The sequence below is a fragment of the Lamprobacter sp. genome (genome assembly GCF_034860625.1).
Classification (GTDB): Bacteria; Pseudomonadota; Gammaproteobacteria; order Chromatiales; family Chromatiaceae; genus Lamprobacter.
Genome location: NZ_JAYESN010000013.1, coordinates 32,109 through 55,831, shown reverse-complemented (window position 1 = coordinate 55,831; position 23,723 = coordinate 32,109). Strand labels below are relative to the sequence as shown.

The following is a 23,723-nucleotide window of genomic DNA, read 5'->3' as shown; positions in this document are numbered from 1 at the left end:
GTATCATCAACATAGGTTTAGTCCTTAATCTTCTGATCGGGATCGAGCGGTCGCCATTGTCGATGCGGATCAAGGCGAAGATCAACGAGTCATGGAGGTCAACACCGGCCGATGATCCGAACCATTCCAGCGCTTGCCCCTGACTGGTGGCGTGCTCGCCTCGGCGAAGCTCGCGGCCTCGGGACCTGCCACTAGGATGTGATCGATCGCCCCGCCCGGAAAGCGGCGCAGCACATAGGTCGCATCTAAATTGCTGGAGAGCAGTCGTGCCGAGGCATCCATGCCGAGCAGGATGGCGATGCTGTCGTCGTAGCCGTCGCGTCCAGCCGGCCCGCACAGATCCTTGCAGGTGCCCCCTGTCGGCGCGCAGTCCTCGCCCGGATCGGTGCCAACCCGCAGCACCCGTCCCGGCGCCTGGATGTTGAAGTCACCGGCGATGAGCAGACTGCGCCCGGCCTCGAGCACGCGCGCCGCATCCTTGACCAGCCCCGCGGCCTGAACCTCGCGCAGGCGCGCGTTCTCGCGGTCCTTGGCCGTACAGTCCTGGCCGCGCGAGGACATCCAGTGCACCGCATACAGCGTCCAGCCGTTAGCCAGATCGGCGCGCAGGAAACCGCGCGATGGGACTGGCTCAGCGGTGTCGAGCGCGATACGCAGCTCACGGCTCGGGATCTCGGCATCCGAGACCCGCGGCGGATGGCCGTCGCCCTCCGGTCGTCTCCCGGTGAGGTCCCACTCGGACACCGCCGTGAAAGGGCGGCGACTCAGGATCGCGACTTCGAGCGATTGGTGCCAAGCCCCGGTGATGCGCGTCGGCGGCGAGAAGTCGCTGATCGCCCAGTGCGCAAAGCCGCCGGCCTCAGCGGCCGCCTCGATCTGCGCCGCGTCGATCACCTCCTGCAGCATCAGCACATCGACCGGCCCGACCATGGATAGCGCCGCCTCGACGCGCTCGGCGATCACCCGCGGCGGCTGCTCGCCGCCTTCGATGTTCCAGGTCATCAGCCGCATCACGTCGGCCTGCGCAGCGGTGAGCGCGAGCAGCAGCCAGGCTGCGGTCATCAGGGTCAGTCTCGGTCGCATCAGGGTCCGCCAGGTTGGTTCGTCTTGCTGTTGGCGCCATGATGGGGGTGCGGACGGCTCACGTCGAGTGAGTTCGCGGCGCGGCACACACCCTCGGTTGGCTGCTTTCCTGATTCCGGTCCACGCGCCGCTTGCAGCCCGCCGCGGTGGCCTGAGGTCTTGTATTGGAGCATCCAGCACCCTCTGATTACGGCGCGGACTCATCTCGCCGGCCCTGAGTTCGGTACCGTCTCGCGGCCCGATCTGGTCCAGGCTAGCCTCGCTAGCGCTCGTCTCCGCCTGCGCAGACAGGGCAGCTGGGATCTGGCGGTATCGTTAATGTGCGAATCGCCATGGTCTGCGCATCCAGCAATAGCAGCTTTGAGAATAGCGGCTCTCCATATTCCGTCAGCACCTTGATCGCCTCGGTGGCTTGAATGCTGCCGATGATGCCGACCAGTGGTGCGAGCACGCCTTCGCGGGCGCAGCGCTCGCCTGCTTGTCCATCATCCGGGTAGAGGCATTGGTAGCAGGGATCGCCGGGGCGGCCGGAAAAGACCGCGACCTGGCCCTCGGCGCGGATGGCAGCGCCGGAGACGAGGGGAATACCAGCCTGGACGCAAGCCGCGTTAATGGCATAACGGGTCTGGAAGTTGTCGCTGGCGTCGATGATCAGGTCGACTTCGGTGCTTAGCTCGGCGAGTCGGCTAGGGCTCAGACTGCGCTTGATCGGGACTTGCTCGCAATGCGGGTTGAGTGCGCGCAAGGTGGCGATCGCGGAGTCGACCTTGGTCCAGCCGATGCGCTCGCTGTTATGGAGGATTTGCCGCTGCAGGTTGGACAGGTCGACGGCGTCGACATCAGCCAGTAGCAGTCGGCCGACGCCGGCAGCGGCCAGATACATCGTCACCGGTGAGCCAAGCCCGCCGAGACCGACGACCAGAACGCTCGCCTCGCGCAGGCGCTCCTGACCGTCTTCACCGAAGCCCGGCAATAAGATCTGTCGGCTATAGCGTGATGCCTCGTCTGAAGTCATTCGCTCAGCGCTAGCCTCCGGCCTGTTCGGTTGCGGGCTGAGCGCGGCCGATATCGGCGACATTGACAAAATAGTAGCCACAGGTGGCTGGTGTCAGGTTTTCGCTCGATGTGCGCGGGTATTTGCGACAGCTCGGCGGACGCGCATGGTAGACCGCGCAGCGGCTGAGACCTTCAGTGTCGAAGCGCAGGAAGGGGCAGGGGTAGGGTAGCTTGCAGCATTCGCCGCAGCGGTTGCAGTCGCCACGTCTGCCCGCGTCGACTGGCATCAGCGATGTGACGAAGCGCTGAGCCTTGCGGCCTAGGCCGGTAACGACCTCGAGCGGGCTTGGGCGCCTTTGTGGTGGCGTCGCATGCATGGATTGGCACTCCAGGGGAGAAGAAGTCCTGTGCGATGGATTGCGATCCGTTGCGGACAGCGTGTGAACGAGGTTGACGAGCTTGATCACGACGAGCTTGATCACGACGAGCTCGATCACGACCAGATCGATCACCAGGTTGTTATCTTCGAGTCATACTACTTGCCCAGCGCTTTTTTGAACATGGGCATTCGCCGCACACCGAGTCGCACATCGAGTCGCACACCTACCGCGCGCACAGAGAGTGCTTCATCGGGCTCTGATCGCTATACTTCGCGATTAGCTGATTTTTCTTCCTGCGTTTCGGTGCTCTGTCCGCGCGCATGTCCGGCATTAAGAGCGCCCCACTGCACGCCCCATCAGTCAAGAGGACAACCTCCATGCATCATGGTACGACCATCACCCAATTCATCGCTGAAGAGCAGCGCCACGCGCCCGGCGCCACCGGCGAGTTCACTGCGCTGCTCAACGACATCGTGACCGCGTGCAAGATGATTTCCAATCAGGTCAACCATGGTGCGCTGGTCGGCGCGCTGGGCAGTGCTGGCAGCGAGAATATCCAGGGCGAGACGCAGAAGAAGCTCGACGTCCTCTCCAACCAGATGTTCATCCAGTGTACCGAGTGGTCGGGGCATGTCGGCGCCATGGCCTCGGAGGAGATGGACGAGATCTACGAGATCCCGAAGGAATATCCGCGCGGCAAGTACTTGCTGACCTTTGATCCGCTCGATGGGTCGTCGAATATCGACGTCAATGTCTCGGTTGGGACCATTTTCAGCATCCTGCGCATGCCGCCCGAGGCTGGTGACGCGACCGAGCGGGACTTCCTAAAGGCCGGTACTGAGCAGGTTGCGGCCGGCTACGCGCTCTATGGGCCCTCGACGATGATGGTGTTGACGACCGGTAATGGCGTCAATGGCTTTACGCTGGATCAGAACATCGGCGAGTTCATCCTGACCCATCCGAACATGACCATCCCTGCCGATACCGCTGAGTTCGCGATCAACGCGTCGAATGGCCGCTTCTGGGAAGCGCCGGTCAAGCGCTACGTCGACGAGTGCCTGGCTGGTAAAGAAGGCCCGCGGGGCAAGGATTTCAACATGCGCTGGATCGCCTCGATGGTTGCCGAGGTGCATCGCATCCTGACTCGCGGTGGGGTCTTCATGTATCCGATGGATTCAAAGATGGCCGAGAAGGGGTTGGGGGGTAAGCTGCGCCTGCTGTACGAGGCGAACCCGATGTCGTTCGTTGTCGAGCAGGCCGGCGGTGCTTCGATCACTGGCAAGCAGCGCATCATGGAGATGCAGCCCGAGGGTCTGCACCAACGCGTGCCGGTGATCCTGGGCTCGCGCAATGAGGTCGAGCGTATCCAGGGCTATCACAACGAGGGCTGAGTCGCAGGTGAGCGCGACAGCTTGATGGCCGTGGCCGCGGATTCGATTCCCGCGGTCGCGGCGAGGCGATATGAACCTCAGTTCGGATAGAACGCTAAGTCGGTGACCTGCACCCTGCTATAGGGGCAGTCGACCGGAAACTGCGACTCTTCGAGGTTGGTCTCCTTGACCGCGAGCAGTCGCCCGAGCCGATAGGCCTTTGCGATCTGCTGCTCAAGCGTGGGCTTGAGGCTCGGATTGTCATCTAACAGATCACCGATCGAGAGTCGCTGCTCCTTGATGGTCGCGCGCCAGCTTGGTGAACGCCGCTCTGGCTGATGCTGCCATTTCAGCAGATGCGCCAGCAGCACCTTGAGACGGTTGGTCAGTTCGCGACGCTCCCTGGCTCCCATGCTCTCGAGCTCCTCCGCCAAATGATCGATGTCGAGCGCGGCATATTGGCCGCTGCGCAACAGGCAGGCCTGCTCTTGCGTCCAACGATGAAAATCTTGCTCGTAGCCGGTCGTCGTCATTGTTTGCCTCAACGCGTTGGCGAGTCCCAACGAGTATAGCCTTAGTCGACCATGGACATGCTCGAACCCCAGCCAAAGCGTCAGCCCCAGCCCCTGCCTGATCCCCATCCGCTGAGCCTCTCGGTGGTGATTCCGCTCTATCAGGAGCGCGACAACATCGAGCCGTTGTTGGCCCGAATCCATCAGGGCCTGCAGATCTATCCCCATCCCTGGGAGTTGATCCTGGTCGATGATGGCAGTCGCGACGGGACGGGTCAGGCGCTGTTCGAGCAGGCCGCACACTATGGCGCGCATCTGCGGGTGATTGGCTTTCGGCGTAATTTCGGCCAAACCGCGGCGATGCAGGCCGGTTTTGATGCCGCGCGCGGCGCGCTGATCGCGACCCTGGACGGTGATCTACAGAATGATCCGGCCGAGATCCCGCGTCTGATCGACGAACTGTTGGCGCGCGATCTCGATCTGCTGCAAGGCTGGCGGCGCGATCGACAAGATGCCTTGCTGCTGCGCAAGATCCCATCGCGTCTCGCCAACGGGCTGATTGCACGGGTCACCGGCGTTCACCTGCATGATTACGGCTGTAGCCTCAAGGTCTACCGGGCCGAGGTAATCAAGCAGGTCCGCCTGTTCGGCGAGATGCATCGCTTCATCCCCGTTTGGGTGGCTGGGGTCACCGCGCCCGAGCGCATTGGCGAGACCGAGGTCGGGCATCGGGCGCGCGAGCTGGGGCAGTCCAAATATGGCATCTCGCGCACCTTCCGGGTGCTGCTCGATCTGCTGGTCGCGTTCTTTTTTCTCCGCTTCGGCGCGCGGCCTGGGCATTTCTTCGGTGGCATTGGGCTTTCATTCGGTCTGCTCGGCGGGCTCATGATGGGCTGGCTGGCCTGGGTCAAGTTTGGGCTCGGTATCAATATCGGCGACCGTCCGCTGTTCTTGGTGGCGATCCTGTTCCTAGTCGCGTCGATCCAATTCCTGACCACCGGTGTCCTCGCTGAGATCATGACCCGCACCCTGTTTGCCTCCGGTGAGCGCACGCATCACTGCATCGGTCGGCAGACTGATCCGGAGGCTGCCGGCTGGAAGCTCAAGCAGAGGTCGCATGCGCGCGCTGAGAACGCAGGGCGGCAGGAAGCGAGCAGGGACCATCCGGGCGAGTCAGTGACGAGTCGGGATGGCCTGGGTCATGAGCAGGCAGACCGCGAGCAGGCTGTCGAACCGAACACGAACAGGGAGCAGCGGGGCTGATGACGAGGCCGACGCCTGACTCAGTGCTCACGCGCCTGCTGGTCTCGTCTTGGTTCTTGGTGCTCATCGTCTGGCTCGCCTTCTTTTGGCAGCTCGGCGCTGTGCCGCTCTATGACCTCGATGAGGGCGCCTTCACCGAGGCCACTCGTGAGATGCTCGCCAGCGGCAACTTCATCACCCCGCACCGCGATGGCGAGCCGCGCTATGACAAGCCGGTGCTGATCTATTGGCTGCAGGCGGCCTCGGTCTCAGCGCTGGGCTGGAGCGAATTCGCGCTGCGGTTGCCGTCGGCGCTGGCCGCTAGTCTCTGGCTGCTAGCGCTCTGGTGGTTCGTGCGCGAGCGGCTGGATGTGGCGACCGCGACCATCGCTGGGTTGGTCATGGCGCTCGGGCTGCAGGTCGCGATCATCGGCAAGGCCGCGGTGGCGGATGCGTTGCTGAACCTCTTCATCGCGCTGACTTTTTTCGAGATCTACCGCTGGCGGCTGCGACCGACCCGTGCGACCCTGCTGCGCGTCTACCTCTGGCTCGGGTTCGGTTTTCTCACCAAAGGCCCGGTCGCGGTGTTCTTTCCGCTGCTGGTGAGTCTGCTCTACTTTGGCTCGCTGCGCGAATGGCGCGCCTGGCTCGCGGCCGTGTTCGACTGGCGTGGATGGCTGGTCTTCATCGCGGTGGCCGCTCCCTGGTATCTGGCGATCTATCTCGACGACGGCCTAGGCTTCTTTCAGAGCTTCTTTCTCGGCCACAACCTGGGGCGCTACAGTGGGGTCAAGCACGGCCATTCCGGCTTCCCTGGCTACTACTTCGTGATGTTGCCGTTGGTGTTGCTGCCCTTCACGGGCTGGTTTCTCAGTCTGCTGCCGAGGTTGCGGCAACTCTGGACGGATGAGCTGGATCGGTTCCTGCTGCTCTGGTTTGTTACCGTGTTTGTGGTGTTCTCCTTCTCGGGCACCAAGCTGCCGCATTATCTGGTCTATGGCATCACGCCCTTGTTCATCCTGATGGCGCGACATCGCGATGCACTGAACAACCGTTGGCTAGCATTTTTGCCGCCGCTGCTGCTTGTGGCCTTGATGGTGGCGCTACCGGATCTGCTGGGGTTGTTGGAGGGGCAGGCTGAGCGCCCCCATGAGCAAGCTATCTTCGCGGAAGGGGCGCGGGTGCTCGACGACGGGTATCGGCTTGGCACCTGGCTTGGGCTCCTGGCGATGCTGGGTTTGTTGCTTTGGACGCGGGCTGGGCTCTGGCAACGCTTGATCTTGGCTGGCCTGGTGCAGACCTTGTTGGTCTTTGGGCTGCTGGTGCCGGCGGTGTTTGCCGTGATGCAGGAGCCGGTCAAGCAAGCCGGGCTGCTGGCGCGGGAGCTTGATCGGCCGACGCTGATCTACCGCACCAGTATGCCGAGCTTCAGCGTCTATCGCGATGCGATAACGCCTGAGAGTGATCGGCCGCGAGTTGGTGAGCTGGTGTTCCTACGCGTCGATAAGCTTGAGCGTTTGGCCGAGGCCGTGGCGCCGAATCGAATCGATCTGCGTTATCGACAGGGCCCGGTGGCCTTGGTGCTGATTGAGCCAATGCCCGCAGCGATGCAGTCTATCGGTGACAGGCCCTGATGGTTTGGGCGATTGATGCGATGTCGGTCCTCGGTGCTGGACTGCGCCGCGAGCTGGCCAGCGCTGCAGAGCGCGATCCAGTGATCGCTTCGGGTGGAGCGCGTTGGCTCGGTGTATGGGTGTTGCTCTGCTTAGCGGTTGCCGCGGCCTTGTTCTTCAGCGGCGGCTACCATAGCGGCTTTTTAAGCCTGAACGCGCTGTTTAGGGCGCTGCCTGCAAGCCTATGGCAATGGCTCACCGTCCTTGGTGATGAACGCGTGACTTTGACCTTGGCATTGTTCCTCTCACGTCGTCATCCGCGGGTGTTTTGGAGTCTGATCTGCGCCGCCCTGGTCGCAATTGCCTACGCACGCGGACTCAAACCCTTGGTCGATGCCGCGCGGCCACCAGCGGTGTTCGATGCCGAGGCATTTCGGCTGATCGGTGAGGCCCATCAGCGTCACAGTTTCCCATCTGGGCATAGCGTGACGGCGGGCCTATTCTTCGGCGTGCTCGCCTACTATGCGCAACGCATCCGTTGGCGGTTGGCCTTTATTTTGCTTGCTACGACTGTTGGCCTGAGCCGGGTCGCGGTCGGGGTGCACTGGCCTATCGATGTAATGGCCGGGCTCGCTGGAGGCGTTGTTGCCGCCCTCATTGGGGTCTGGTTGGCGCGTCGCAGCCTCTGGGGTATCTACGACGAGGGCGTGCATCTGGCCTTTGTGGTGCTCGCGGTCTTTGCTGCAGTCGGGCTGCTGTTCGATGCTGGCGGCTACCCGGCTGCGGCACCGCTGATGGCGATGTTAGCGAGTCTGGCCTTAGTCTGGTCCCTGCTCCAATATCTGTTGCTGCCGCTTCTGCCCAATCGCTCAGCGGCGCGTTGATGGCCTGTCAGTTTGGAGGGCGTCGGTCGAGTCAGTCGGCTGCGGTTTCGGCGCCTTCGGACGCATCGGCTTCTGTCTCGGCGGGCGCTGTCTTTGGCTCTGGCGTTTTCAGCAATCCTTCCGCCCGGAGCACGGCGACCTTGTCATCTCCTTGCACCCAACGCTTGCGCTTATCTTTCACTGCGTAGCGTCCTGAGCGCTTCTCATAGATGCTGTGGTCGGTGGTGGTCTTGAGCTTTTTCATGGGTTGCCTTTGTCAGGGAGGTTAGGGGATTTGATCGGGCCTTGGGGCCCTTGGGCTCTCAGCCGTCGTGCTGGCCGGGTTCTCGCTCTGGGTTTGCGTGCTGGCAAGAGCTAGGGCAGTACATCTGGGTCGTTCTTATCCTCAGTCTTCTCATCAGCGCGTAGGATATCGATCTCGAATTTCGCGATCAGTGCTGCCATGGCGCCGAGCGCGGCGATGATCGGTGCGAGCAGTGTCAGTACGCCGCCGACGGCGACACCGGCGGTGAGCGGTATCTCGAGCAGCGTTGTGCCACCAGGCTTGCGGATGATCAGGCGGTGAACGTTGCCCTCGGCGACAAGCTGTTTGACGTAATCAACCAGCTCGCTGCCGGCAACAGTGACTCGCTCGCTAATGCCGCGCCGGGGCTCGTAGGGATCTTTTGACATCTTGGGACGTTGCTCGACTTGCGTGAAGGCCATGCTAGGGGGCTCGAACTGGCCTACTATCATCGGCTGAGCCTCGTGGGTGCGTCAACTTCGATGCCGGCTGACCAACAGAACATCCAGGGCACTTCAAGCAATCGACGCGGCGCAAAACAGCGCTAATGGCCCTTCTTGCATCGCCGCAATCTGCTCGCGCAGGATCAGGATCTGTTCCTCCCAGAAGCGCGGCGAGTCGAACCAGGGGAAGGCGCTCGGGAACGCCGGATCTTCCCAACGACGCGCGATCCAGGCGGCATGGTGGATCAAGCGCAAGGTGCGCAGGGCCTCGATCAGATGCAGCTCGCGCAGATCGAAATCAGCGAAGTCCCGATAACCCTCGAGGATCGCATCGAGCTGCAGCGCCATCGCTTGTCGGTCGCCGGAGAGCAGCATCCAAAGGTCTTGGACAGCCGGGCCGTTGCGTGCGTCGTCGAAGTCGACGAAGTGCGGCCCGGTGTCGGTCCAGAGCAGGTTGCCGCGATGACAGTCGCCGTGCAGGCGCAGGGTGCCGATGGCGCCGGCGCGCGCGTAGCAGGCGGCGATCTCGGCCAGCGCATGCTCCAGGACGCTGCGGTACGGGGTCTCAAGCTCGGTCGGAATCCAGCCTTGCTCGAGTAAGAACTGACTGGGCTCCTCGCCGAAGTGCTGCCGGTCCAGGGTTGGGCGAGACCGAAATGGCTGACTCGCGCCCACGGCATGGATGCGACCAATGAAGCGGCCGATTCGGGTCAGGATCTGAAAATCTTCGAGCTCTGGGTCACGGCCGCCGCAGCCTGGTGTGAGCGAAAAGCGGTAGCCTTGATGGCAGTGCAGGCGACGGCCATCGATCTCTAGCGGTGCAGCCACCGGAATCTCGCGCTCAGCCAAGGCGGCAACGAAGGCATGTTCCTCGGCGATGGCCTCGTCGGACCAGCGTCCGGGCCGATAGAATTTCGCGATCAGCGGTGCCGCATCATCGATGCCGATCTGATACACCCGGTTCTCATAGCTGTTCAACGCCAGCAGGCGGCCGTCAACCAGGAAGCCGAGCGACTCGATCGCGTCGAGCACCAGATCGGGCGTTAGATCAGCGTAGGGCCTAAGCTGAGTAGCGCCGTCGTCGTCGGCATCGCCAGGCGGATGGGTACTTGATGAAGATGGATTCATGAGGGTGCGCCTTCTCGGCCAGGCTCCAGACTCAGTGCTTGCCTTCCGCCTGAACCGGAGGCCGAGGCAGCTCGGTGCGCTCCATCTCCAGATTGGCCCTTGCGCCGACTCGCCGAACCAGGGGGCCCAAGGTGAGTCCCTGGACCAGGATTGAGAACGCCACCACGATGTAGGTCACGGTTAGCAGGGCATCGCGGACCTCGGATTCGGGTAACGAGAGCACCAGCGCCACGGAGATGCCTCCGCGCAGCGCGCCCCAGGTTAGGATGGTGATTGCGCCGGTGGAGAAGCTGCGAAACCGACGCATCCAGCTGACGGGGGCGCCAACGCTGATGACGCGGGCAACGAGCACGAGAGGAATTGCCAATAGGCCAGCGATCAAGGTCGGGCCGTTGATACTGATGACCAGCACCTCAAGACCGATCATCACGAACAACACCGCGTTCAGGATCTCGTCGGCCAGCTCCCAGAAATCATCGAGGTGACTCTGGGTCTTTTCTGACATGACATGGTGACGCACCTGATTACCGACCAGCAGTCCCGCCACCACCACAGTGATGGGTGCCGAGAGGTGAAGATGCTCGGCGAGCGCATAGGCGCCGCTCGCAACCGCTAAGGTGATCAGCACCTCGACCTGATAGTTGTCCACCCTGCGCAGCATCAGATACGCGATGCCCCCACTCGCCAGCCCGAGCAGCAGGCCGCCGACCGCCTCTTTGACGAACAGCGTCAAGGCACTGCCGAGCGTGACATGCTCGCCGCCGACTGCGATCTCAAACAAGACCATGAACAGCACTACGGCGACGCCGTCATTGAATAGCGACTCGCCGGTGATTTTCAGCTCGAGCGCCTTGGGCGCACCAGCGCTCTTGAGGATGCCGAGCACGGCAATGGGGTCGGTTGGAGAGATAAGTGCGCCAAACAGAAGGCAGTAGATGAGCGGGATATCCAGTCCGAGCAGGCTGAACAACAACCAAGCGACGCTGCCGACCAAGACCGTGGAGATGAGGACGCTGACGCTGGCCAGGACGGCGATCACCGATTTGTGCTCCGCCAGATCCTTGAGGCTGACATGCAGCGCGCCTGCAAAGAGCAGAAAGCTGAGCATCCCGTGCAATACGGCGGCGTCGAAATCGATGCTGGCAACCATCTGCCGGACGTTGTGCTCAAGGCTTTCGGTGCCCGGGATCGGCAGCAGCAGGAATAACGACATCAGCAGCGCGATCAGCATCAGCCCGATCGCGGTTGGCAACCTCAGGAAGCGATCGTTAAACCAGGCGAAGACCGCCGATAGGCTGATCAGAACCGCAATGATGTTGAAAAGATGCATGCTATGGGTCTGGCTCGGCAAAGGATCGGTTTTCAGATCCGCGCATTATGCCCGGATTGTTCAAGGGTCGTCTTGGGCCAGCAAGTGCCGGATCTGGTTCTCTCTAGCTCTAGCTCTAGCTCTAGCTCTGCTCGGGATTCTCTCTGGCGTCGCGCTGGCCGCTATTCTGCCGGAGCCCTGGCTCGGCTTGCGATCCGCCCTTGCTGACCGCGCCCTGCAACGACGGCTTAGCGGCAATCGACCAACGCCTTTAAGACGGACGGCTCGGCGGCCCGCTGCAATGCGACAAGGCCATTGGCGAGTGGCTCCACACAATCGATCAACGGGGTCGGGTCGATGTGCTGCTGCTCTAGTAACCTTAATGCGGCGGGGAAAGGGCCGCAGCGTGAACCGATGATCCGGATCTCGTCGACTACCAGCGATGACAACGCCACTGGCACCTCGCCTCGGTAGGTGCTCTTAAGGCAGAGGGTGCCACGCGGGCGCAGCGCCTGTCGCGCCAATGCGAATCCACTGGGCGCGCCGCTGGCCTCGACCACGAGGTCATATTGGCCCTGGGCCACCTCGGGCTCGCTGATGCAGCGGCTGGCGATGCCTTGCAGCCGCTGGCGTTGGTGAGCATGCCGCGCGACGACATCGAGGTTGGCGCCGGTTAAGGCGATCACGCGCGCGATCAATTGTCCAAGCCGCCCGGCACCGACCAACAGGACCCGGTCGGAAGGTTTGATCCGGGTTACCTCAGGGATCTCGAGTGCCGCGGCGAGCGGCTCGGTAAAGACCGCTGCGCGGTCTGACACCTGATCCGGCACCCGATACAGGTTTTGCAGCGGTAGGCAGAGACAGTCGGCAAAGGCGCCGTGGTGCCGCTTGATACCCAGCACCGCTCGGTTGAGACAGTGGTTAGGGCGACAGGCCAGGCATTCGCGACACTGGCCGCAACTGATGTTGATCGCGCCCACGACGCGCTCGCCGATGCGCTCCGGGGCGTTGGCGGCGGCGACGATCTCGCCGACGAATTCGTGGCCGAGCACGCCGGTGAAGGGATAATAGCCATCCAGAAGGGCAAGATCCGTCGAGCAGACACCGGCCAATCGAACCCGCACCAACGCCTCGCCGGTGCTCGGAGAGGGGACGCTGAGATCGGTTCTCAATCGAGGCTGCTGGTCGAGCCAAATCGCCTTCATCAGGAGGTTCTCCGACAGGTGCTTTGGGCTGATCTGCGCGTTCAGATGCGCTCAATCAAGCCGCATTGAGATCTGTTCCGCGCCGCGTTGCAGGCTCAGGGTATCCTTTCGATCCTTCAAGTCAAACGGTTGTGACTGGAAATCCGCTCGCCATACCGCCAACTCTCCGGCTGCAGTCGAGCGTGCGTCGAGCTTCCGCGTTTCTTTTCTGAAGTCGGCACCACGATGTCTTGCCGGAAGTCCTTGCCACGATTCACGCATTTCAGCCCACCACTTCATCGACGATGACCGGACACCAGGAGAGCCTGATGCCCCTAACGGACGACCTCAACTCTTTATCCGCCGCCTATCGACGCGTGCGGGCCTTCACCGAACAGCTTTGTGAGCCCCTTGAGATCGAGGACTACATGCTCCAAGCCGCCGTTGAGGCCAGCCCGGCGAAGTGGCATCTCGCGCATGTTTCCTGGTTCTTCGAGACCTTTTTGCTCAAGCCCTTCCTGCCTGGCTATGCGGTCTTCCATCCGCGCTTCGATTATCTGTTCAACTCTTACTACGAGCAGACCGAAGCCGGCTTCTGGCCGCGGCCCGAACGCGGGCTGATCTCGCGGCCAACGGTGTCGGAGGTGTACGCCTACCGTCATCAGGTCGACGAGGCGATGCTGCGGTTGCTCGCCGACTGCCCGGCCGAGCATGCTGAGACCTTGCAGGCGCGGCTCGCGATCGGTCTCAACCATGAGCAACAGCACCAGGAACTCCTGGTGACCGACATCAAGTACAACCTGGCCCATAACCCGCTGCGGCCAGCCTATCGCGCAGATCTGCCGACAGCGCCGGTGCGTGCGCCGGTGCCCCTCACCTTTACTGCATTCGAAGGCGGGGTGCACAGCTTTGGCGCCCAGCCTGAAGGTCAAGGCGACAGCAACCCGTCTAGCCCGGCCCCAAGCTTTGCGTACGACAATGAATTTCCACGCCATCAGCGGCTGCTTGAGCCGTTTCGGTTGGCCGATCGGCTGGTCACCAACGCTGAGTATCTGGACTTCATCGAAGACGGTGGCTACCAGCACCCAGGGCTCTGGCTCTCGGACGGCTGGGCGCAGATCAAGACTCAGGGCTGGCAAGCGCCGCTCTACTGGGAACAGCTCGATGCGGTATGGCACGAGACCACCCTGGGTGGCCGCCGGCCACTGAACCCGGCGGAGCCAGTCTGCCACCTCAGCTACTTCGAGGCTGAGGCCTATGCGCGTTGGGCCGGACGCCGGCTGCCGACCGAGTTCGAATGGGAGCATGCCGCTGCTGACCGGGCGGTCGAAGGCCACTTTGTCGATGCGGCACGCTTGCATCCGACACCGGCTGGCAAGGGTGCCTTGCAGCAGCTATTTGGCGACTGCTGGGAATGGACTGCCTCGGCTTATTTGCCCTATCCGCGCTACCGTGCAGTGGAAGGCGCGCTTGGTGAATACAACGGCAAGTTCATGAGCGGGCAGATGGTGCTGCGCGGCGGCTCTTGTGCCACTTCTCGGGACCATGCGCGCGCCACCTACCGCAACTTCTTCTATCCCCATGAACGCTGGCAGTTCAAAGGCATTCGGCTGGCGGAGGACCTGGCATGATCTCCTTGACAGACCCGACCACGGCGAACCCGATCTACTTTCACGACTATCACCCGACGCCCGCGGACCTGCGTGCCGAGGTGCTGGCAGGTCTGGCGCGGCCGCGCAAACAACTCTCGCCCAAGCTGTTCTACGACGCCGAGGGCTCGAAGCTGTTCGACGCCATCTGCGAGCTGCCCGAGTACTATCCGACTCGCACCGAGATTGCGATCCTGCGCGAGCACGGTGCCGAGATGGCACAGCGATTGGGTCGCGAGGCGCTTTTGGTCGAGTTGGGTAGCGGCAGCAGCCTCAAGATCCGCGTCCTGCTGGAGGCATTGCAGCCCGCGGTCTACATGCCGGTCGACATCTCTAGCGAACACCTGCGTCAGTCGGCACAGGCGCTTGCCGAGACCTTCCCGAGGCTCGAAGTCCATGCGGTCTGCGCCGATTATTCGACGCCCTTCGAGCTTCCCGTCGATGATCATGAGCATCCGCGGGCGGCCTTCTTTCCCGGTTCCTCGATCGGTAACTTCGAGCCGACCGAGGCTGAGCATCTGTTGCGTCGCGTCGGCGCCATTCTGGGCGCAGAGGGTCGACTGCTGATCGGTGTCGATCTGATCAAAGACCGCGAGCGCCTTGAGCTCGCCTACAACGACGCCGCGGGTGTGACGGCGGCCTTCAACTTGAATCTGCTCAGCCGTATCAATCGCGAGCTCGAGGGCGACTTCGATCTCGACCGCTTTCGTCATGACGCCTTCTTCAACGTCGAGCAGAGCCGTATCGAGATGCACCTGCTTAGCACCTGCGATCAGCGGGTCGAGGTGGCCGGCGAGCACTTCGCCTTTCGCGAGGGTGAGACCATCCACACCGAGTGTTCGCACAAATACAGTCTCGACAACTTCCACAGGCTCGCCGCTCGTGCGGGCTTTCAGGCCGAGCAGGTCTGGACCGACCCTGAACAGCTGTTCAGCGTCCACTGCCTGGTCTATCGGCCTGAAGACCGGCCTGAAGACCGGCCTGAAGACCGGCCTGAAGACCGGCCTGAAGACCGGCCTGAAGACCGGCCTGAAGACCGATGAAATATCAGGATCTACGCGATTTTATCGACCAGCTCGAGCGCCGCGGCGAGCTCAAGCGGATTGGTGTCGAGGTCGATCCCTATCTGGAAGTCACCGAGATCTGCGATCGCACCTTACGCGCCGCTGGCCCAGCACTGCTGTTTGAGCGCCCGAAGGGCTCCAAGGTGCCTTTGCTTGGCAACCTGTTCGGCACGCCGCAGCGGGTCGCGCTCGGCATGGGTGAGGAGTCGGTCTCGGCGCTGCGCGAGGTTGGCAAACTCCTCGCCTTTCTCAAGGAGCCGGACCCGCCGAAGGGGATGAAAGAGGCCTGGCGCACGCTGCCCATCTTCAAGAAGGTGCTCGACATGGCGCCGAAGGTGCGCCGCAATCCTCCTTGTCAGGAGGAGGTCTTCGAGGGTGATCAGGTCGATCTCGGGCGTTTGCCGATTCAGCATTGCTGGCCTGGCGATGCAGCGCCGCTGATCACCTGGGGGCTGGTGATCACGCGCGGGCCAGAGAAGTCGCGGCAGAATCTCGGTATCTATCGGATGCAGGTGCTCGCACGTAATCGGGTCATCATGCGCTGGCTGGCGCACCGCGGCGGCGCGCTCGACTTCCGTGACTGGCAGCGCGCGCATCCGGGCCAGGCATTCCCGATTGCGGTTGCGCTCGGTGCCGACCCCGCCACCATCCTTGGCGCCGTTACGCCGGTACCGGATAGCCTCTCGGAGTACGCCTTCGCCGGCCTGCTGCGCGGCAGCCGTACCGAGCTCGCCTCTTGTCTCGGCTCCGACCTGCAGGTGCCGGCGACCGCCGAGATCGTTCTTGAGGGCCATCTGCATCCTAATGATATGGCGCCCGAGGGGCCATTTGGTGACCACACCGGCTACTACAACGAGGTCGATGACTTCCCGGTCTTCAGTATCGATCGCATCACGCAGCGCAATCAACCCATCTACCACAGTACTTATACCGGGCGGCCACCGGATGAGCCGGCGATCCTCGGCGTTGCGCTGAACGAGGTGTTCGTGCCGATCCTGCAAAAGCAATTCCCGGAGATCGCCGACTTTTATCTGCCGCCTGAGGGATGCTCCTATCGGCTCGCCGTGGTGGCCATGAAGAAGCAATACCCAGGGCATGCCAAACGGGTCATGCTCGGCGTCTGGTCCTTTCTGCGCCAATTTATGTATACGAAGTTCGTCATTGTCGTTGACGACGACGTCAATGCCCGCGACTGGAAGGACGTGATTTGGGCCATGACCACCCGGATGGACCCGGCGCGAGATACGGTGATGATCGAGAACACCCCGATCGACTATCTGGATTTTGCCTCGCCTGTCTCTGGGCTTGGCTCAAAGATCGGTTTCGATGCCACCAGCAAATGGCCAGGTGAAACCACACGGGAATGGGGCCGGCCCATCCAAATGGATGCCGAGGTGAAGGCGCGGGTGGATCAGCTTTGGCCGCGATTCGGGATCAGCTGATCGGCATGTCCTGCATGCTCGCGCTACTCGCGGTGACCATGATCTGGACCCGGGAGCAGAGCGAGCAGGGGGTTGGCTCAGAAACGCCGTTGCGGTCTTTCGGTGCGGGGTTTCGCCTCGTTGACCGTCAGCTTACGGCCATCTTGCAGGGTATCGTTCAGGGCCTGGATCGCGTCCTCGGCCTCGGACTGGTTTGGCATGTCGACGAAGCCGAACCCCTTCGATTGCCCAGAAAACTTGTCCTTGATCACATCGGCACTGGCCACTTCGCCGAACTCACTAAACATCTCGCGCAGGGTATCGTCATTGACCGAGTATTTCAGGTTTCCTACGTAGATCCTCATCGCTCACTCTCGCAACGGACGTGCATTGAGCACGCGCACACTATCGGTCGATCAACGCACAACTCGAACGATAGCGATACGGCAGTCGGTGCCGTATAAGGTTGGGAGTGCTGCCCGCTCGGCGCATCCCCGTGTTGATCTAGGACATTGCTGCTGGTCTTGAATGAGTGTCACCGATCACCATAGCTGACGTCAATCGCGTGTTAGCAATTGGAATCCAGCATCCTTGATCACCTGCTCTAGGGTCTGGGTCTCGACAAAGCCGCCGCGAATCACCACCTGGCCACTGGTCAGATCTGGCATTGCCTCATTGACCTGCTCGAGCGTTTCGAGTGCGCTCTTCACCGTTGCAACACAGTGTCCGCAGGTCATGCCCTTAACCTTCAGGACGCTGTAGGCCGCATCGGTTCTGGCATTCGCGCCTTGTTCAGGGCCAGAAAGCTCGGGGTCAGAAATAGCCGCTTCATGAGCGGTCGCTTTTAAGCTCTCCAGGCGCTCGTGCGACTGCCGTCGGGCCCGATGCTGTCGCAGTCCCAGCATCGCCATCAAGGCCAGCAAGACAAGCGCCGAGAGAACGGATAGCCAGCTCTGTTGATGTTCATGGACGATCCTGTTCGGGCTCACACCGGTCAAGAGTTGATCGAAGAGCAAGCCAAAGCCGAGACTCATGACGACGACGGTGGCCAAGTACACCGAGAGAACCCTTGCACCCAGTGTCCGATACACCGCGCCTATGGTGGCTAGGTTGGTGGCCGGTCCTGCCATCAGAAAAACCAGGGCCGAGCCCGCTGGCAGTCCGGCTGCAATCAATGAGGCCGCAATTGGAACCGATGCAGTGGTGCAGACATACAAGGGGAGGGCGATGGCCAACATAACGAGCATGCCGAGTACACCCCCTGCCCAGGGGCGATCGGCGAAAAAGTCAGCTGGCGTGACACTGGTGACGATGGCCGCTGCAAGCACGCCGATGATGAGCCAGGTGTTGATCGCGCCAAGGAGGTCGAACACCGCATAGCGCATCGCTTCAGTCATCCGTGGCAGCCAACCGCTGGGTCTGTCATCGTCTGCGGCCTCGTGCAAGTCCTGTTCGCTGGGATCGGTCTCGGCGGGTACGACTCGATTGACCAGGGCGCCACCGATGACACCGGTGACGAAAGCGGCAACCAGCTTGAAGATCGCAAAGGGCCAGCCGAGGAAGGCTGCGGTGACCAAGATTGAATCGACCCCGGTCTGTGGTGTGCTGATCATGAATGAGGTCGCAGCACCAGGCGATGCGCCTTGACGCCGCAATCCCAGTGCAGTCGGGATCACGCCACAGGAGCAGAGGGGGAGAGGGACGCCGACCAGGGAAGCGCGCACGACGCTGCCGAGATCGGGACGACTTAGGCCGCGCCGGATCACTGCCGAGGGCACATAGGCATGGATCAGCCCAGCGATGAGCAGACCGATCAGCAGTGACGGAGCCAGCTCGAGCAGAATGCCCCAGAGGGCTGCGGGAAAGGCGGTCATCGTCTATTAGTATCGATGGATCGCTTTAGTAACGGCGTTGACGCTCTTTCTCCTTCTCGTTTTGATCGACGATATAGCCGCCTAGGGCGCCCGCTGCGGCGCCAATTGCGGCGCCCTTACCCGCATTCGCACTCAAAGAGCCGACTGCAGCACCTGTTGCAGCACCTGCGGCGGCACCGGATGCGGTGCGCGAAGTGGTGGTTGTTCCGCAGCCAGCCAAGAGGGTTACAAGCCCAAGCATCAGTGCGATCTGTAGTAATTTCATGTTAAAGCTCCGCTGAAGGGGGGCAGGGATGTCTTCTGATACTGAGGGGCTGCTGGAGAATGCCAAGGGTGCAAAGACAGATCTCTAGTCGATATTGCCTTTCGCGTGCTGATCGACCAGGAAACCGCCCAAGGCGCCTGCGCCCGCGCCAATCAGCGCTCCTGCACCTGCATTCGCACTCAGCGAGCCGATGAGAGCACCGCCGGCGGCACCCATGAGGGCGCCGCTTCCGGAGCGCTCGCCTGTGGTGGTGCCACAGGCGGAGACCAGCAACAGGCCTGCGGCCATCACCGGTAATCGCATCATGTTCATCTCTCAGTCTCCTGGAATTAAAGGCCGCGCAGCGGCTTGATCAGGCAATGCCTAGGGTATTGATGGGTGGGGTAATGGGCAAATCAGCGGCAGGGGTACTTGGCGGCCAGGGCGCGCACCAGGCCGACCACCGGTTGTTCGCCCATCAACGTCTTGTCGTCTTGATTGGCCTTCGCCCATGCGAGGAATGCCTGTCGACCATCCGCGATGGTTGCCCCGTTCGGGTAACAGATGAGCCGTTTGAGGGTCTTTTTATCCGACACCGCATCATGGTACTGGACGGTGGCTTCGATGAAGGCGCGACAGGAGAAGCTTGCAATCAAGGACTCCGCGGCGTCGTTCGGAGTCGAGCAGACCTGGTAGAGGTCGGCCGTGGTGTCGTAGTGGAAATCCTCGTCGGTGACGGAAGCGGCCTGAACCGACAGGCTCAGCCCCGCTGCGGCGGCGACGGCAAGACTGCCGGCGAATAGGTTCTTCATCAAACGGGTCCTCTATTAGCGAAATTCACTCTGGAGTGTAGGCGCCCGACTGAAGCGAGTCTCTTGTCGACGCCTTGAGCATGTTGCGCGCCACTAGCGGCTATTCGCAACCTCGCGGCGGATTCTAACAGCGCAATCCTGCCATGACTGCTCGCCATTCTGCGCAGGCAAGCGCGGCAATCAAGACATCGATCGGCGAGGGTCGGCCTCCTTCAGCCCCTGTCAGCGCTTGAAGCAGGGCGCGAGACCCTGAGCCAGATCTGGATAGCGCAGGCTGATCTTGAGCTCATCGAGCAGGCGCTGGTTGCTCAGACGTCGCGACTCCTTGAAGTAGGAGAGCATGCCGGCCGAGACTTGGCCATCGGCCTCAGCGAGAGGGATCTGCGGCGGGCGGGGGAGGCCGGCGGCATCGGCTACCTGGCAGAAGTAGTCAGTCATGCTACTTGGATGCCCGTCACAGACGTTATAGACCGCACCGGTCGGCGCCCGCTCCATCGCGGCGATGCAGATTTCGACCAGATCCTCGGCATGGATGCGATTCGACCAAGGTGCCTCATCGACCTTCACCACCGGCTGAGCACTGCGGATGCGCGCCAGCGGCAGTCGATCGCAGGCATAGATGCCAGCCACGCGCAGAATCACCAGTTCAGCGCCGCTGTCACGGCTCCAGTGGCGCAGGCGTTGCTCTGCATCCCAGCGGCGTAATGAGCGCGACGCCGTCGGTTGCGGTGGCCAGTCTTCGTTGACCCAAGCCCCGCCGCAGTCGCCATAGACGCCGGTGGTGCCGATGTAGACCAATCGGCGCGGATGCCCATGACGCTCGAAGGCACTGATCAGGTGAGCCGTTAGCGGGTCGTCGTCGCCCTCGCTCGGGGGGGGGGCGAGGTGGAAGATGGACTGTCCGACCAACCCGAGTGGCGCCAGATCGTCGCGTGAAAGATCAAGCTGCAAGGCCCGTGAGCCCGTTGCCTTGACCTCCGCGGCGCGCTCAGCGCTGCGTACCACGCCGAGGACGGTCTCGCCGCGCTGCCGATAGCGCCGAGCCAGTGCCTGCCCGATAGAGCCGCAGCCGAGTATGATCATCGCCTTATCCTCTCGTTCGCTTCGATTCTCGCGCATGATGCCCCACATGTTGCCCCACATGATGCCCCAAGTTTAGGGCCATCCCAAGACCGCCAAGCCCCAACACCGACAAGCCGAGGAGCATGACCCATCGATGAGCGTCTCAGCGACGAGTTTCTCCGTGCGCACCGAGCCCGCCGGCCATCAGTTCGAGGTCGCGGCTGATCAGACCATCCTTGAGGCCGCGCTGGCGCAGCGCATTGGCCTGCCCTATGGTTGCCGGCGCGGCACTTGCGGCAGCTGCACCGCGCAGCTGCAGGCTGGTCAAGTCGAGTACCCTAGTGGCAACACAGAGGCACTCGCAGGCCAGCCGGCGGACGCCTGCCTGACGTGCCAGGCAGTGCCGACCTCGGATCTGGTGCTGCGTGTTGCTGAGCTTGAGCGGCTCAGCGACATCGAGGTGCGCACCTTGCCCTGTCGGCTCGCTGAGAAGACCCGCCTCAACCACGATGTGATGCGCCTGCGCCTGAAGCTACCGGAGGGCCAGCGGCTGGCCTTCGTCGCAGGTCAGTATCTAGAGCTCATGCTTCGCGACGGTACTCGACGCGCCTATTCGATCGCCAATCCGCCGCAGGCTGACGAGCTGCTCGAGCTGCACCTGCGGCGGGTACCTGGAGGGCGTTTCAGCGATGAGGTCTTTGAGCGGATGGAGGAGCGTTGCATCCTACGCATCCGCGGTCCACTCGGTACTTTCGTCCTGCGCGAGGACTCCGAGCGACCCATCCTGATGGTTGCTGGCGGTACTGGTTTTGCACCGCTCAAGGCAATGCTCGAGCACGCTTTTCATCGCCGCATCGAGCGCCCGATCGAGCTTTACTGGGGGGTGCGCTCGCGTCGCGATCTTTACCAATTGGAGCTGCCGGCGCGTTGGGCCGAGGCGCACCCCAATTTCAGCTGGGTGCCAGTGCTCTCAGAGCCTGATCCCGATTGGAGTGGGCGAACCGGCTGGGTGCATCAGGCCGTGCTCGAGGACCATCCCTCGCTCGCCGATTTTGATTGCTACCTCAGCGGGCCGCCGCCGATGGTCGAGGCCGGGCGTGCTGCCTTCGAGGCCGCCGGTGCCAGCATCGAGCACCTCTTCTCTGATGCCTTCGAGTATGCAGCCGATTTCTGCCGCGCAGGTTGATGCCTGGGTCTTGACGCCTGGGAGGGCGATGCCGGTGCTGCGGAAGATGCCGGAGCTTCAGCTCAGCCCAAGCTCATCGCCAATCGACAGAGTGCATCGACGATTCCCTCGTCGCTCGTCTCTTCGGCGACCGCGACGCGACGGAAGCCAAGTTGCATTGCGGTGGCGCCGCCGCGGTCGCTGATCACCACTAAGGGCTTAGAGAGTAGCCAGGCCTGATGGTCTGGGCCGATCATCTGCAGCAGATTCTGCAGCACCTCATCGCTGGTCGCGGTGACGAAGCCGAGCCGCTCACGCCAAGACGCGAGCTCGGCATTGACATCGACATCGGGAAGGGCGCGCCGGTAGACCTCGGCGAAGGCCACCTCGGCTCCGCGCTGGTGCAAGGTCTCGCCGAGCAGTGGGCGGCCGCCCTCGCCACGCACGATCAAGACGCGCTTGCCGGCAACCTGAGTCAGCGCCGGCAAGGCCAGTAACGCCTCGCTGTCGAAGCCGCGCTCTGGTACCAGGTCCGGCGCCAGACCTTGCTCCTTCAAGGCGGCCGCGGTGGCGCGACCGACGGCGCCGATCAGTGGCCGGCTTGTGTTTGGCGATGCCGAATTCGCCGCTGCCGAGTGCTGTGCCGAGCCAGGGTGCGCGCCCGGCCTCGGTCGCAAGGCAGACGGGAACAGCGCAATGCCGTATTCGACCGCGTTGCGGCTGACAAACAGCATCAGATCCCAGTGCTCGGCCAAGCGCTGGCGCGCCTGCTCGGGATGGCTGGCGGCGCGGATCTCTAGGGTCGGAAACTCAATCGGTTCGCCCTCGGCTTCACGGATCAACTGACACAGATGCTCGGCTTGGCCTGCCGGTCGCGTGACCAGCACTCCGCGCCCCTTGAGCGGACAGATCGGGCTCATGACTTCGATGCGGACTCCGATGCCTGATTCCTGGCGTGGCCTGCCGCTGGCTCGGCTGGCTCATGTGCCAGCGCTGCCAGTACCTCGGCGGCGCCCTGTGCGAGCAGCGCCTCGCCAACCTCATGGCCCATGCGCTCGGCGTCAGCCGGTGGACCGCTGACCTCGGCACGCATCAGCTTGGCGCCATCCGGCATGCCGACCAGCCCGCGCAGATGCAGCTGGCCGTCATCGCGATGCACCGCATAGCCGGCGATCGGTACCTGACAGCCGCCATTGAGGTGCGCGTTCATCGCCCGCTCAGCCGTCACCCGCTCTGCGGTCGGGCCATGGTGCAGCGGGGCGATCAGCGCATGTACGCGCTCGTCATCGACCCGGCATTCGATGCCGATCGCGCCTTGGCCAATCGCTGGCAGGCTGTCCTCGGCTGAGATGAAGGAGCGAATGCGCGCGCTAAATTCGAGTCGGATCAAACCTGCGGCAGCGAGGATGATCGCGTCGTAGACGCCCTCATCCAGCTTGCGCAGCCGGGTATTGACGTTACCGCGCAAGGGCTCGATGCGGAGATCCGGGCGTCGCACCGCGAGCTGACACTGGCGCCTTAGGCTCGAGGTGCCGACACAGGCCCCTGCCGGCAGGTCGTCGAGCGCGGCGTACTGGTTGGAGACGAAGGCATCGCGCGGGTCTTCGCGCTCCAGGATACAGGCCAGATGCAGCCCGTCCGGGAAGTCGACTGGCACGTCCTTCATCGAATGTACGGCGATGTCGGCATCACCCGCAAGCATGCCCTGCTCCAGCTCTTTGACGAACAGCCCCTTGCCGCCGACCTTCGCCAAGGGCGCGTCGAGGATCTTGTCGCCACGGGTCGTCATGCCGATGATCTCGACCCTCAGCCCAGGGTGTAGGCGGCGCAGCGCGTCGGCAACATGCTCAGCCTGCCACATGGCGAGCGCAGATTTACGGGTGGCAATGCGAATAGTCTCTGGCATGGAGGCGAATCCAGCTGGCTGGTGGTCGGTTGAATGGAGTCGACCGCTAAAGGTAACCGAATGCAACCCTGCCGGCGTTGGCAGCGGTCAATCGGGGTG

The 23,723-nt window shown here is 62.6% G+C and carries 25 protein-coding genes; 8 read left to right on the top strand and 17 right to left on the bottom strand.

The features are described 5' to 3' along the window. Positions 1–81: 81 nt before the first annotated feature. From VBE63_RS05520 to VBE63_RS05510, 3 genes are all read right to left on the bottom strand, one after another. The gene (locus tag VBE63_RS05520) at positions 82–1,083 is read right to left on the bottom strand and encodes an endonuclease/exonuclease/phosphatase family protein (protein WP_323682003.1); all 1,002 of its coding nucleotides are present in this window, start codon (positions 1,081–1,083) and stop codon (positions 82–84) included. Between the two features lie 262 nt (positions 1,084–1,345). Beyond that, positions 1,346–2,098, bottom strand: coding sequence for a molybdopterin-synthase adenylyltransferase MoeB (locus VBE63_RS05515; protein WP_323682002.1), 753 nt, complete (start codon positions 2,096–2,098; stop codon positions 1,346–1,348). 10 nt (positions 2,099–2,108) lie between these two features. After that, the gene (locus VBE63_RS05510) at positions 2,109–2,591 is read right to left on the bottom strand and encodes a hypothetical protein (protein WP_323682001.1); all 483 of its coding nucleotides are present in this window, start codon (positions 2,589–2,591) and stop codon (positions 2,109–2,111) included. Positions 2,592–2,836: 245 nt separating this feature from the next. Between VBE63_RS05510 and VBE63_RS05505 the strand changes: the two genes are divergently transcribed. Continuing rightward, the gene (locus tag VBE63_RS05505) at positions 2,837–3,850 is read left to right on the top strand and encodes a class 1 fructose-bisphosphatase (protein WP_323682000.1); all 1,014 of its coding nucleotides are present in this window, start codon (positions 2,837–2,839) and stop codon (positions 3,848–3,850) included. A gap of 77 nt (positions 3,851–3,927) precedes the next feature. Here the strand turns inward: VBE63_RS05505 and VBE63_RS05500 are convergent, their stop codons facing one another. Beyond that, positions 3,928–4,362 (bottom strand): DUF29 domain-containing protein, encoded by a 435-nt coding sequence (locus VBE63_RS05500; protein WP_323681999.1) that lies wholly within the window; start codon positions 4,360–4,362, stop codon positions 3,928–3,930. 57 nt (positions 4,363–4,419) lie between these two features. On the opposite strand from VBE63_RS05500, the gene VBE63_RS05495 reads away from it, so the two are divergent. The 3 genes from VBE63_RS05495 to VBE63_RS05485 are packed head-to-tail and all read left to right on the top strand — an operon-like array spanning position 4,420 to position 8,080. Next, positions 4,420–5,604: a glycosyltransferase family 2 protein gene (locus tag VBE63_RS05495; RefSeq protein ID WP_323681998.1), complete on the top strand. Its 1,185-nt coding sequence runs from the start codon at positions 4,420–4,422 to the stop codon at positions 5,602–5,604. Next, complete coding sequence (locus VBE63_RS05490; protein ID WP_323681997.1) at positions 5,604–7,217, top strand: glycosyltransferase family 39 protein; 1,614 nt, start codon at positions 5,604–5,606, stop codon at positions 7,215–7,217. Before VBE63_RS05495 ends, VBE63_RS05490 begins: the two co-directional genes overlap by 1 nt. Next, positions 7,217–8,080, top strand: coding sequence for a phosphatase PAP2 family protein (locus VBE63_RS05485; protein ID WP_323681996.1), 864 nt, complete (start codon positions 7,217–7,219; stop codon positions 8,078–8,080). Before VBE63_RS05490 ends, VBE63_RS05485 begins: the two co-directional genes overlap by 1 nt. Positions 8,081–8,111: 31 nt before the next feature. Here VBE63_RS05485 and VBE63_RS05480 read toward each other — a convergent pair whose 3' ends face one another. The 5 genes from VBE63_RS05480 to VBE63_RS05460 all read right to left on the bottom strand — a co-directional run bounded on the left by VBE63_RS05480 (position 8,112) and on the right by VBE63_RS05460 (position 12,448). Continuing rightward, positions 8,112–8,324: a hypothetical protein gene (locus tag VBE63_RS05480; protein WP_323681995.1), complete on the bottom strand. Its 213-nt coding sequence runs from the start codon at positions 8,322–8,324 to the stop codon at positions 8,112–8,114. A 110-nt stretch (positions 8,325–8,434) separates the two neighbouring features. Continuing rightward, positions 8,435–8,785: a DUF4342 domain-containing protein gene (locus tag VBE63_RS05475; RefSeq protein WP_323681994.1), complete on the bottom strand. Its 351-nt coding sequence runs from the start codon at positions 8,783–8,785 to the stop codon at positions 8,435–8,437. A 93-nt stretch (positions 8,786–8,878) separates the two neighbouring features. Continuing rightward, positions 8,879–9,934, bottom strand: a complete 1,056-nt coding sequence (locus tag VBE63_RS05470) for a serine/threonine protein kinase (protein ID WP_323681993.1) — start codon at positions 9,932–9,934, stop codon at positions 8,879–8,881. A 31-nt stretch (positions 9,935–9,965) separates the two neighbouring features. Beyond that, entirely contained in the window at positions 9,966–11,264 is a 1,299-nt protein-coding gene (locus tag VBE63_RS05465) for a sodium:proton antiporter (RefSeq protein WP_323681992.1), read from the bottom strand. Between the two features lie 227 nt (positions 11,265–11,491). Continuing rightward, positions 11,492–12,448 (bottom strand): MDR/zinc-dependent alcohol dehydrogenase-like family protein, encoded by a 957-nt coding sequence (locus VBE63_RS05460; RefSeq protein ID WP_323681991.1) that lies wholly within the window; start codon positions 12,446–12,448, stop codon positions 11,492–11,494. 308 nt (positions 12,449–12,756) lie between these two features. Between VBE63_RS05460 and egtB the strand changes: the two genes are divergently transcribed. From egtB to ubiD, 3 genes are read left to right on the top strand one after another with little or no spacing between them, the layout of a single operon-like run. After that, positions 12,757–14,058: an ergothioneine biosynthesis protein EgtB gene (gene egtB, locus VBE63_RS05455; RefSeq protein WP_323681990.1), complete on the top strand. Its 1,302-nt coding sequence runs from the start codon at positions 12,757–12,759 to the stop codon at positions 14,056–14,058. Further along, on the top strand, positions 14,055–15,119 hold the full coding sequence (gene egtD, locus VBE63_RS05450; RefSeq protein ID WP_323681989.1) for an L-histidine N(alpha)-methyltransferase: 1,065 nt from the start codon (positions 14,055–14,057) through the stop codon (positions 15,117–15,119). Before egtB ends, egtD begins: the two co-directional genes overlap by 4 nt. Continuing rightward, positions 15,116–16,582 (top strand): 4-hydroxy-3-polyprenylbenzoate decarboxylase, encoded by a 1,467-nt coding sequence (ubiD, locus tag VBE63_RS05445; RefSeq protein WP_323681988.1) that lies wholly within the window; start codon positions 15,116–15,118, stop codon positions 16,580–16,582. The genes egtD and ubiD overlap by 4 nt, the downstream gene beginning before the upstream one ends. A 77-nt stretch (positions 16,583–16,659) precedes the next feature. Here the strand turns inward: ubiD and VBE63_RS05440 are convergent, their stop codons facing one another. The 6 genes from VBE63_RS05440 to VBE63_RS05415 form a co-directional block, all read right to left on the bottom strand. Beyond that, positions 16,660–16,926, bottom strand: coding sequence for an RNA-binding protein (locus VBE63_RS05440; RefSeq protein ID WP_323681987.1), 267 nt, complete (start codon positions 16,924–16,926; stop codon positions 16,660–16,662). Positions 16,927–17,118: 192 nt separating this feature from the next. After that, positions 17,119–18,435, bottom strand: a complete 1,317-nt coding sequence (locus tag VBE63_RS05435) for an SO_0444 family Cu/Zn efflux transporter (RefSeq protein WP_323681986.1) — start codon at positions 18,433–18,435, stop codon at positions 17,119–17,121. A gap of 25 nt (positions 18,436–18,460) precedes the next feature. Then, a complete protein-coding gene (locus tag VBE63_RS05430) occupies positions 18,461–18,700 on the bottom strand; it encodes a glycine zipper domain-containing protein (RefSeq protein ID WP_323681985.1) in 240 nt (79 codons plus the stop codon). Between the two features lie 84 nt (positions 18,701–18,784). Next, positions 18,785–19,012, bottom strand: a complete 228-nt coding sequence (locus VBE63_RS05425; protein WP_323681984.1) for a glycine zipper family protein — start codon at positions 19,010–19,012, stop codon at positions 18,785–18,787. A gap of 83 nt (positions 19,013–19,095) precedes the next feature. Beyond that, complete coding sequence (locus VBE63_RS05420; RefSeq protein ID WP_323681983.1) at positions 19,096–19,491, bottom strand: Rap1a/Tai family immunity protein; 396 nt, start codon at positions 19,489–19,491, stop codon at positions 19,096–19,098. A 222-nt stretch (positions 19,492–19,713) separates the two neighbouring features. Then, complete coding sequence (locus VBE63_RS05415) at positions 19,714–20,574, bottom strand: SDR family oxidoreductase (RefSeq protein ID WP_323681982.1); 861 nt, start codon at positions 20,572–20,574, stop codon at positions 19,714–19,716. A gap of 133 nt (positions 20,575–20,707) precedes the next feature. On the opposite strand from VBE63_RS05415, the gene VBE63_RS05410 reads away from it, so the two are divergent. Next, complete coding sequence (locus VBE63_RS05410) at positions 20,708–21,739, top strand: CDP-6-deoxy-delta-3,4-glucoseen reductase (protein WP_323681981.1); 1,032 nt, start codon at positions 20,708–20,710, stop codon at positions 21,737–21,739. 62 nt (positions 21,740–21,801) lie between these two features. Here the strand turns inward: VBE63_RS05410 and VBE63_RS05405 are convergent, their stop codons facing one another. Both VBE63_RS05405 and hemC read right to left on the bottom strand, forming a co-directional pair. After that, positions 21,802–22,638 (bottom strand): uroporphyrinogen-III synthase, encoded by an 837-nt coding sequence (locus VBE63_RS05405; RefSeq protein WP_323681980.1) that lies wholly within the window; start codon positions 22,636–22,638, stop codon positions 21,802–21,804. After that, entirely contained in the window at positions 22,635–23,624 is a 990-nt protein-coding gene (gene hemC, locus VBE63_RS05400; RefSeq protein WP_323681979.1) for a hydroxymethylbilane synthase, read from the bottom strand. Before hemC ends, VBE63_RS05405 begins: the two co-directional genes overlap by 4 nt. Positions 23,625–23,723: the final 99 nt, after the last annotated feature.

Bases quoted from the DNA above. Each gene is read 5' to 3' on its own strand.
- VBE63_RS05490 (WP_323681997.1), top strand. From the start codon at position 5,604: ATGACGAGGCCGACGCCTGACTCAGTGCTCACGCGCCTGCTGGTCTCG.
- hemC (WP_323681979.1), bottom strand. From the start codon at position 23,624: ATGCCAGAGACTATTCGCATTGCCACCCGTAAATCTGCGCTCGCCATG.
- VBE63_RS05460 (WP_323681991.1), bottom strand. From the start codon at position 12,448: ATGAAGGCGATTTGGCTCGACCAGCAGCCTCGATTGAGAACCGATCTC.
- VBE63_RS05500 (WP_323681999.1), bottom strand. From the start codon at position 4,362: ATGACGACGACCGGCTACGAGCAAGATTTTCATCGTTGGACGCAAGAG.
- ubiD (WP_323681988.1), top strand. From the start codon at position 15,116: ATGAAATATCAGGATCTACGCGATTTTATCGACCAGCTCGAGCGCCGC.
- VBE63_RS05520 (WP_323682003.1), bottom strand. From the start codon at position 1,083: ATGCGACCGAGACTGACCCTGATGACCGCAGCCTGGCTGCTGCTCGCG.
- VBE63_RS05495 (WP_323681998.1), top strand. From the start codon at position 4,420: ATGCTCGAACCCCAGCCAAAGCGTCAGCCCCAGCCCCTGCCTGATCCC.
- egtB (WP_323681990.1), top strand. From the start codon at position 12,757: ATGCCCCTAACGGACGACCTCAACTCTTTATCCGCCGCCTATCGACGC.
- VBE63_RS05425 (WP_323681984.1), bottom strand. From the start codon at position 19,012: ATGAACATGATGCGATTACCGGTGATGGCCGCAGGCCTGTTGCTGGTC.
- VBE63_RS05470 (WP_323681993.1), bottom strand. From the start codon at position 9,934: ATGAATCCATCTTCATCAAGTACCCATCCGCCTGGCGATGCCGACGAC.
- VBE63_RS05415 (WP_323681982.1), bottom strand. From the start codon at position 20,574: ATGATCATACTCGGCTGCGGCTCTATCGGGCAGGCACTGGCTCGGCGC.
- VBE63_RS05410 (WP_323681981.1), top strand. From the start codon at position 20,708: ATGAGCGTCTCAGCGACGAGTTTCTCCGTGCGCACCGAGCCCGCCGGC.
- VBE63_RS05465 (WP_323681992.1), bottom strand. From the start codon at position 11,264: ATGCATCTTTTCAACATCATTGCGGTTCTGATCAGCCTATCGGCGGTC.
- VBE63_RS05505 (WP_323682000.1), top strand. From the start codon at position 2,837: ATGCATCATGGTACGACCATCACCCAATTCATCGCTGAAGAGCAGCGC.
- VBE63_RS05515 (WP_323682002.1), bottom strand. From the start codon at position 2,098: ATGACTTCAGACGAGGCATCACGCTATAGCCGACAGATCTTATTGCCG.
- VBE63_RS05420 (WP_323681983.1), bottom strand. From the start codon at position 19,491: ATGAAGAACCTATTCGCCGGCAGTCTTGCCGTCGCCGCCGCAGCGGGG.
- VBE63_RS05480 (WP_323681995.1), bottom strand. From the start codon at position 8,324: ATGAAAAAGCTCAAGACCACCACCGACCACAGCATCTATGAGAAGCGC.
- VBE63_RS05435 (WP_323681986.1), bottom strand. From the start codon at position 18,435: ATGACCGCCTTTCCCGCAGCCCTCTGGGGCATTCTGCTCGAGCTGGCT.
- VBE63_RS05405 (WP_323681980.1), bottom strand. From the start codon at position 22,638: ATGAGCCCGATCTGTCCGCTCAAGGGGCGCGGAGTGCTGGTCACGCGA.
- egtD (WP_323681989.1), top strand. From the start codon at position 14,055: ATGATCTCCTTGACAGACCCGACCACGGCGAACCCGATCTACTTTCAC.
- VBE63_RS05440 (WP_323681987.1), bottom strand. From the start codon at position 16,926: ATGAGGATCTACGTAGGAAACCTGAAATACTCGGTCAATGACGATACC.
- VBE63_RS05475 (WP_323681994.1), bottom strand. From the start codon at position 8,785: ATGGCCTTCACGCAAGTCGAGCAACGTCCCAAGATGTCAAAAGATCCC.
- VBE63_RS05485 (WP_323681996.1), top strand. From the start codon at position 7,217: ATGGTTTGGGCGATTGATGCGATGTCGGTCCTCGGTGCTGGACTGCGC.
- VBE63_RS05430 (WP_323681985.1), bottom strand. From the start codon at position 18,700: ATGAAATTACTACAGATCGCACTGATGCTTGGGCTTGTAACCCTCTTG.